9 protein-coding genes and 1 other RNA gene are annotated in these 7,567 nt (G+C 64.3%); 5 read left to right on the top strand and 5 right to left on the bottom strand.

Features of this window, described 5'->3' with window-relative positions; genetic code table 11:
- Positions 1-239, bottom strand: a transfer-messenger RNA (tmRNA) gene (ssrA, locus tag ABS88_RS21915); the annotation flags it as partial.
- A 58-nt stretch (positions 240-297) separates the two neighbouring features.
- Positions 298-720, bottom strand: coding sequence for a large conductance mechanosensitive channel protein MscL (gene mscL / locus ABS88_RS21910; protein ID WP_062902085.1), 423 nt, complete (start codon positions 718-720; stop codon positions 298-300).
- A 118-nt stretch (positions 721-838) separates the two neighbouring features.
- Here mscL and ABS88_RS21905 point away from each other — a divergent pair, with 118 nt between their 5' ends.
- The 5 genes from ABS88_RS21905 to ABS88_RS21885 are packed head-to-tail and all read left to right on the top strand — an operon-like array spanning position 839 to position 4,052.
- Positions 839-1,441, top strand: a complete 603-nt coding sequence (locus ABS88_RS21905) for a LemA family protein (protein ID WP_003047327.1) — start codon at positions 839-841, stop codon at positions 1,439-1,441.
- Position 1,442: 1 nt separating this feature from the next.
- Entirely contained in the window at positions 1,443-1,967 is a 525-nt protein-coding gene (locus tag ABS88_RS21900) for a TPM domain-containing protein (protein ID WP_286750580.1), read from the top strand.
- Positions 1,964-2,782 carry a TPM domain-containing protein gene (locus tag ABS88_RS21895; protein ID WP_286750579.1) on the top strand — a complete coding sequence of 273 codons (819 nt, stop codon included), beginning with the start codon at positions 1,964-1,966 and terminating at the stop codon, positions 2,780-2,782. Before ABS88_RS21900 ends, ABS88_RS21895 begins: the two co-directional genes overlap by 4 nt.
- Before the next feature lie 12 nt (positions 2,783-2,794).
- Positions 2,795-3,475 carry a TPM domain-containing protein gene (locus ABS88_RS21890; RefSeq protein WP_062902084.1) on the top strand — a complete coding sequence of 227 codons (681 nt, stop codon included), beginning with the start codon at positions 2,795-2,797 and terminating at the stop codon, positions 3,473-3,475.
- 28 nt (positions 3,476-3,503) lie between these two features.
- Positions 3,504-4,052: an NUDIX hydrolase gene (locus ABS88_RS21885; RefSeq protein WP_263588350.1), complete on the top strand. Its 549-nt coding sequence runs from the start codon at positions 3,504-3,506 to the stop codon at positions 4,050-4,052.
- Between the two features lie 3 nt (positions 4,053-4,055).
- Here the strand turns inward: ABS88_RS21885 and ABS88_RS21880 are convergent, their stop codons facing one another.
- The 3 genes from ABS88_RS21880 to carB all read right to left on the bottom strand — a co-directional run.
- Positions 4,056-4,691, bottom strand: coding sequence for a rhomboid family intramembrane serine protease (locus ABS88_RS21880; RefSeq protein WP_286750578.1), 636 nt, complete (start codon positions 4,689-4,691; stop codon positions 4,056-4,058).
- A gap of 13 nt (positions 4,692-4,704) precedes the next feature.
- Entirely contained in the window at positions 4,705-5,181 is a 477-nt protein-coding gene (gene greA / locus ABS88_RS21875) for a transcription elongation factor GreA (RefSeq protein ID WP_003047342.1), read from the bottom strand.
- 97 nt (positions 5,182-5,278) lie between these two features.
- A partial coding sequence (gene carB / locus ABS88_RS21870; RefSeq protein WP_286750577.1) for a carbamoyl-phosphate synthase large subunit occupies positions 5,279-7,567 on the bottom strand: 2,289 nt, incomplete at its 5' end.

The raw sequence follows: 7,567 nt of genomic DNA, 5'->3' as shown, positions 1-7,567 counted from the left end.
TTTTGAGCCTTTAACGGGTTACTCAGCCCGGAAGAAAACATCGTCTTTGAACACACGTCGATCCTGGTTCGGCCCCGTCAGAAGCCCGCGCACCCCTTCGAAAAGGACGCGGGCTTGTGGTGGAGCCGCCGGGTACTGCCCCCGGGTCCGCTGTGTCTATTCCACGACACCATTTATCCTCATAGCCGGTCGAAACCGGCCCTTCCCATATAGGAAGCCCGCCCGCACTTTGGAAGAGCGCAGGCGGGCCTTTCGTCCTGAATCGACACCGGACCCACGCCGGCGCGCGATGAAATGCTATTTCTTGCGCAGTTCGTCGCGGATTTCGGTGAGCAGATCGACCTCGCTCGGCCCCGCGGGCGCTTCGGCCGGCGCTTCCTTGCGCACCACCCTGTTCACTGCCCGCACGAGCAGGAAGATGATCCATGCCAAAATCAGGAAGTTGATCACCGCCGTAATGAAGGCACCATAGCCGATCATCGCGACGCCCGCCTTTTTCAAGGCCGCATAGTCGGTCGCGGCGATGCCGTCGGGAATGCTGCCGAGCAGGATGAACTTGCTCGAAAAATCGACTCCGCCGAACAGCCAGCCGACGAGCGGCATGATGACGTCCTCGGTCAGCGATCCGGTGATCGTCGCGAACGCGCCGCCGATGATGACGCCGACCGCCAGATCGATGACATTGCCGCGCGCGATAAATTCCTTGAACTCGTTCAGCATCTTATTGCTCCCCGAACTGCTGATCCTGCCGTCATGGTGGTGCGCCGGTCATTGCGCAAAAGCAAGGGGCATCCTATTATGTGTATTGTTGCGGCAAAACGCCGCCTGAGGGAGCCTGATGACCATGTCCTATCGTTCCGCCCGCTGGCTGATTGTTCCGGCCGCCGCGATGAGCCTGTCGGCCTGCGGCATCAACAGCGTTCCGACCAAGGAAGAAGCCGCGAAGGCCAAATGGGCCAATGTCGAAGCCGCCTATCAGCGCCGCGCCGACCTGATCCCCAACCTCGTCGAAACCGCCAAGGGTGCCGCGAAGATCGAGCAATCGACGCTCGAAGGCGTCATCCAGGCGCGCGCATCGGCGACGCAGGTGAAGCTGAGCACCGACGACCTGGAAGACCCCGCGAAGGTTCAGGCCTTCCAGCAGGCGCAGGGCAATGTGTCGAGCGCACTCGGCCGCCTGCTCGTTACGGTCGAACAATATCCCGAGCTCAAGAGCCAGGCGCGCTTTGCCGACCTGATGACCCAGCTCGAGGGAACCGAAAACCGCATCAACGTAACGATCCAGGACTATAACGCCGCGGTGCAGGACTATAACACGACGATCCGCACCTTCCCCGACATCATCGGCGCCAAGATCGTCCACGGCGCCAAGCCGATGACCCCCTATAAGGCGGTCGATCCCAACGCGAACGTCGCGCCCAAGGTCGATTTCGGTCAATAATATGCGCGCAGCCGCCATCGCAGCTTCGCTCACGATGCTGGTCATCGTGGGCGGCTGCAACGGCGGATCCGGCCCAGCGGCTGCAAAGGAAACGGCGGCATGCGACGGCGTTCCTCAATTGGCGCTGGCCGGCCGAGTGACCGATGCGGCGAATATATTGCCCGCCGAAGACGAGGTGCGCCTGTCCGGGCGCCTTGCTCGCTACGAAAGAGATACGCAGCATCAGATGGTCATCGTGACCACGCCGAGTCTTCACGGCGTCCGCATCGACAATTTTGGCACCTGCCTCGGCAATCGCTGGAAGATTGGACGGCAGGGTCATGACGATGGCGTGATCGTCGTGATTGCACCAAATGAAAGGCAGATGCGGATCGCCACCGGTATTGGAATGGAAAAAATACTGACCGACGACAAGGCGCTCGCGATCGTGCACCGGATGACGCCCTATTTTGCCAAGGCGGACTATTCGCGCGGCCTATCCGTGGGCATCGACGCCATCTCCGCAGAGACGGGAGACAAGCCATGAAATCGCTCCTGCTCGGCTGGGCGCTGGGCTTTTCACTGCTTGCCCTTCCCGCGGCGGCGCAGGATTTCCCCAAGCTCAGCGGGCGCGTCGTCGATCAGGCGGATATCATTCCGGCGGCCGAGGAAGCCAATCTGACCGTCCAGCTCGAACAACTGGAAAAGACCACGGGGCATCAGCTCGTCGTTGCGACGGTGAACAGCCTCGATGGCAATGACATCAGCGACTATGGCTACAAGCTCGGCCGCGCGTGGGGCATCGGCGGCAAGGAGAATAACGACGGCGTCGTCTTCCTGATCGCCCCCAACGAACGGCGAATGAACATCTCGGTCGGCTATGGGCTTGAACCCGTGCTGACCGATGCGCTGTCGGGCCGGATCATCCGCGACGTGGTGACGCCCAAATTCAAGGCCGGCGACATGCCCGGCGGCATCCAGGACGGCGTGAACGCAATCGCCGAGCAGATCCAGCTGCCGCCGGAGGAAGCCGCGGCGCGCGCCGCGAAGGCCGCGAAGGCCGAGCGCGACCGCGCCGACAATGGAAATATCGGCGGGCTGATCTTCGTGACCTTCATCATCTTCTTCTTTTTCATCCTGCCGATGCTCGGCGCCTTCGGGCGTCGCGGACGGCGGCATCGCAAGCATCGCCCATGGGGCGGCGCCCCGATCATCATCTGGGGCGACAATGACTGGGGCGGCGGTTCGGGTGGCGGCTGGGGCGGTGGTTCCTGGGGCGGCGGGGGCGGCTTCGGCGGCGGAGGCGGCTTTTCGGGCGGCGGCGGCAGCTTCGGCGGCGGCGGTGCCTCGGGCGGCTGGTAAGGGGGACGCGCAATGAAAGTCAGCCATGTCAGCGAAGCCGATCACGACATCGTGACCGCCGCGGTCGCCGAGGCCGAACGACACACCGATGGCGAGATCGTCACGGTGATCGCCGCGCAGTCGAACGACTATGACGATGTCGCGCTCGTCTGGGCGAGCGTCATCGCCTTTATCGCCATGTCGGTGATCGCGCTTTTTCCCGATTTCTATCAGGGTCTCTATTACCGGCTGAGCGGCGGCTGGGGGCATGAACTGACCGCCAATCAATGGCTCGGCACCGTCATCGCGGTCGGGGTGCTCAAATGGATCGGCGTCTGGCTGGTCCTGCTGTGGCGCCCGCTGCGCCTGTGGCTGACGCCGCGCGCGATCCTCGCCGCGCGCGTCCGCGCCCGCGCCATCGACCTGTTCAAGGTCGGGACCGAGGCGAAGACGATGGGCCGCACGGGCATCCTGCTCTATGTCAGCCTGCGCGAACATCGCGCCGACATCGTCGCCGACGAAGCGATCGCCGCCAAGGTCGCGCCCTCGATATGGGGTGAAGCGATGGAAGCGCTGATCGACGAGGTGCGCGCCGGTCGTCCGGGCCATGGCATGGCCGAGGCGGTCCGCCGCATGGGTATCGTGCTGGCCGAACATTTCCCGAAGAGCGACGGCAACCCCAACGAGCTGCCCGACCGGCTGATCGAGCTTTGATCCTTACCCTTTCGCCGACGGAGACGATATGACCCGCCCCGCAGCCGGCACGCCCGTCGAAACGCGCTGGGAAGGCCGCTTCATCACGGTGAAACAGCAAGGCAATTGGGAATATGTGTCGCGGTCGCGCGGCATTCACGCCGCGGTGATCCTGGCGATCGACGAGGACGCCGACGGGCGGCACATCCTGCTGGTCGAACAATATCGCGTCCCGCTCGGCAAATATTGCCTCGAACTGCCCGCGGGGCTTGTCGGGGACGACAGCGCGGGCGAGGCGCCCGAGATTGCCGCGGTGCGCGAACTCGAAGAGGAAACGGGCTACCGCGCGGCCGAGTGGCTGACCGTCGGCGAATTCTACAGTTCGCCCGGCATGGTCAGCGAAAGCTTCACCCTGCTCCGCGCGACCGGGCTGACCAAGGTCGGCGAAGGCGGCGGCGTCGATGGCGAGGACATTGCGGTCCACCGCGTCCCGCTGCCCGAAATCGCCGCCTTTATCGCCGCAAAGCGCGCCGAAGGCTGCGGTATCGACGTGCGCGTCGCGATGCTGCTCGCGGGCGGGCTGCTCGCGCTGTCCTGACGGTCAGCGCGCGCCGAAGCGCCAGCGCAGCAACGGCCGTGCGAGCAATATCCCCGCGAGGAAGCCGCCGACATGTGCCCAGATCGCGACGAGGCCGAATCCTGCGCCGCCCGCAAAGCCGATCAGGACCTGCACCCCGATCCATGCTGCCGCCAGCCACAGTGCGCGCACCCAATGCGCCGGAATCGGCCCTAGCGCCTGCGTCTCGGAGCGACTGAAAATCAGCGCGAACACCGCGATCAGCGCCGAAATCGCGCCCGAGGCGCCGATCATCGGCACCGGCGATTGCGGATCGGCCAGATATTGCGCGAAGGCCCCCGCATAGGCGCCGGCGACGAGCAATACCGCCATCGCCTTCGACCCCAGCGGTGCTTCGAGCTGGCGGCCGATGAACAGCAAGACGACCAGATTGAACACCAGGTGGAGGATTCCGCCGTGCAGAAGGGCGGAGGTCAACGGGGTGAGCGCGAAGGGCACGAAAAAGCCCGGCGCCGCAATCGGCTCCATCGCAAAGCGCGCGGGAATGAAACCCGCGCGCACGATCGCCTCGACCTGATAGCCGCTGATCGACAGCAGGATGAAGATCACCGCGCATAGCACGGAAACTCCCGTGACCAGCGGTGCGTCCTGCGGTTTCATTTCGGCGCGATCGTCAGATGAATTCGATCTTCGTGACGAGATAATATTTGTCGCCCGCCGGAACGGTGACTTCGATCTCGTCATCGACCTTGCGGCCGATCAGCGCGCGCCCGAGCGGCGAATTATAGCTGATCTTGCCCACCTTGGCGTCGGCCTCGGCCTGACCCACGATCTGATATTTGACCGGCTTGTCGTCCTCGTCGGCGAGCGTCACCGTCGCACCGAATACGATGCGGTCGCCCGACAGCGTCGTCGGGTCGATGACCTGCGCACGCGACAGCTTGTCCTCCAGATCGCCGATGGTCGCTTCGACCTGGCCCTGGCGTTCCTTCGCGGCGTGATATTCGGCATTTTCCGAAAGGTCGCCATGCGCGCGCGCTTCCTCGATCGCATCGACGATGAGGGGGCGTTCGGCTTTGAGAGTGGCGAGCTGTGCGCTCAGCTTCTCATAGCCTTCCTGCAGCATCGGAACCTTTTCAACGCTTGCCATTATCCTGTTGTCCTTCGTCAATAATCCACCGCCAGCGAAACTTCGCCGGGGCGGCTGAGCCGCTGTTTCCGTCAATGTAGGGAGATGAAGCGGTCCCTCAATAATAGTCCTGAAGCGGCTTTACTTCAAGAGAGTGCGAGCGCAGCGCGCCAATCGCATGGGTTGCGGCATCGCTGCCCGCCGCCGTCGTATAATAGGCGACGTCGGCCGCGAGCGCCGAGGCCCGGATCGACTGCGAGTCCTGAAGCGACTGCCAACCCTCGGTCGTGTTGAAGATCAGCTGCACATCGCCGTCCTTGATCCGGTCGACGATGTGCGGGCGCCCTTCGGCGACCTTGTTCACCCGTTCGACGTCGATGCCCTGCCCCGCCAGATAGTCGGCGGTGCCGCCGGTCGCGATCACCTGCCACCCCCAAGCGGCGAGCTGCTTCACCGACGCGACGATGCGCGGCTTGTCGCTGTCCTTCACCGACACGAACAGCCGCCCGTCGGTCGGCAGGCGGTCGCCCGCGCCGAGCTGTGCCTTGGCAAAGGCGAGATTGAAATCGCTATCGATTCCCATGACTTCGCCGGTGGACTTCATTTCAGGCGACAATACCGGATCGGTGCCGGGGAAGCGCGCGAAGGGGAAAACCGCTTCCTTGACCGCGACATGGTCGATGTCGCGGTTGATCTTCGGCAGATCGGCCAGCTTCTCGCCCGCCATCACCCGCGCCGCGATCTTGGCGATCGGCGAACCCACCGCCTTGGCGACGAACGGCACGGTGCGGCTCGCGCGCGGGTTGACCTCGATCAGGTAGACCTCACCATCCTTCACCGCATATTGCACGTTCATCAGCCCGCGGACGTTGAGGGCGCGCGCCAGCGCGTCGGTCTGCCGCTCGATCTCGGCAACGATGTCGGCGGGCAGGCTGTACGGCGGGATCGAACAGGCGCTGTCGCCCGAATGGACGCCCGCTTCCTCGATATGCTGGAGCACCCCGGCCACCACGACATCGGTGCCGTCGCACAGCGCATCGACATCGACCTCGATCGCATCGCGCAGATAGCGGTCGATCAGCACGGGCGAATCGCCCGACACCTGCACCGCGGTCTCGATATAATTTTCCAGCTGTGCCTGATCGTCGACGATCTCCATCGCGCGGCCGCCGAGCACATAGGAGGGGCGCGTGAGCACCGGGTAACCGATGCGCGCCGCGACCGCGACGGCTTCCTCGCGGCTGCGCGCGATGCCGTTCTCGGGCTGCTTGAGGCCCAGCTTGTTGACCAGCGCCGCAAAGCGCTCGCGGTCTTCCGCAAGGTCGATCGCGTCGGGCGAGGTGCCGAGGATCGGGATGCCCGCTTCCTCGAGCGCCTGCGCGAGCTTGAGCGGCGTCTGGCCGCCGAACTGGACGATCACGCCCACAAGCTCGCCCTTCGACTGCTCGACGTGCAAGATTTCGAGCACATCCTCGGCGGTCAGAGGTTCGAAATAGAGGCGGTCCGACGTGTCATAGTCGGTCGACACCGTTTCGGGGTTGCAGTTGACCATGATCGTTTCATAGCCCGCCTCCTCAAGCGCGAAGCAGGCGTGGCAGCAGCAATAATCGAACTCGATCCCCTGCCCGATCCGGTTTGGCCCGCCGCCGAGAATGACGATCTTCTTGCGGTCCGACGGGTTCGCCTCATTCTCGGGCTCGCCGAAGGTCGGGGCTTCATAGGTCGAATAGAGATAGGGCGTTTTGGCGGCGAATTCGGCGGCGCAGGTGTCGATGGTCTTGAACACCGGCCGCACGCCGAGCTTGTGGCGCAGCGCGCGCACCTCGCCTTCGGTGACGCCGCCGGTCATCGCCTTTACGGCCTCATGGATCAGCCCGCTGCCGCGCGCCGCCGCCGCGCCGGTGCCGGGCCGCAGATGCGCCGACTGCAGCGCCAGATAGGCGAGCCTTTTGTCCGAAAAGCCCATCGCCTTCAGCCGGCGGAGCCCCTCGGCATCGCGTGGCAGACCATTTTCGAGCACGCTGTTCTCGGCCTCGACAATCTCTGCGATGCGATCGAGGAACCACATGTCATAGCCCGCGATGCGGTTGATCTCGGCGAGCGATACGCCCTCGCGGATCGCCTGCGCCGCGATCAGCAGCCGGTCGGGGGTGCGCTGCGCCAGTTCGCTCTTCAATTGTTCGTGGCTCGCGCCGACCAGCCGGTCGACGAAGTTGAAGCCCGACAATCCGGTCTCCAGCCCACGCAGCGCTTTCTGCATCGATTCATGGATCGTGCGGCCGATCGCCATCACCTCGCCGACCGACTTCATCGCCGTCGACAGCAAGGGCTCGGCGCCCTTGAACTTTTCGAAGGCAAAGCGCGGGATCTTGGTGACGACATAGTCGATCGTCGGCTCGAACGACGC

The organism is Sphingopyxis sp. SCN 67-31, from assembly GCF_001725095.1.
The sequence above is the reverse complement of the archived record's forward strand: the minus strand, read 5'-3'. Positions and strand labels throughout refer to the sequence as shown.

What these genes read in the sequence shown, in the direction of transcription:
- ABS88_RS21885 (WP_263588350.1), top strand. Translation starts at nt 3,504, where the DNA reads ATGACCCGCCCCGCAGCCGGCACGCCCGTCGAAACGCGCTGGGAAGGC.
- greA (WP_003047342.1), bottom strand. Translation starts at nt 5,181, where the DNA reads ATGGCAAGCGTTGAAAAGGTTCCGATGCTGCAGGAAGGCTATGAGAAG.
- ABS88_RS21880 (WP_286750578.1), bottom strand. Translation starts at nt 4,691, where the DNA reads ATGAAACCGCAGGACGCACCGCTGGTCACGGGAGTTTCCGTGCTATGC.
- mscL (WP_062902085.1), bottom strand. Translation starts at nt 720, where the DNA reads ATGCTGAACGAGTTCAAGGAATTTATCGCGCGCGGCAATGTCATCGAT.
- ABS88_RS21905 (WP_003047327.1), top strand. Translation starts at nt 839, where the DNA reads ATGACCATGTCCTATCGTTCCGCCCGCTGGCTGATTGTTCCGGCCGCC.
- ABS88_RS21895 (WP_286750579.1), top strand. Translation starts at nt 1,964, where the DNA reads ATGAAATCGCTCCTGCTCGGCTGGGCGCTGGGCTTTTCACTGCTTGCC.
- ABS88_RS21900 (WP_286750580.1), top strand. Translation starts at nt 1,443, where the DNA reads ATGCGCGCAGCCGCCATCGCAGCTTCGCTCACGATGCTGGTCATCGTG.
- ABS88_RS21890 (WP_062902084.1), top strand. Translation starts at nt 2,795, where the DNA reads ATGAAAGTCAGCCATGTCAGCGAAGCCGATCACGACATCGTGACCGCC.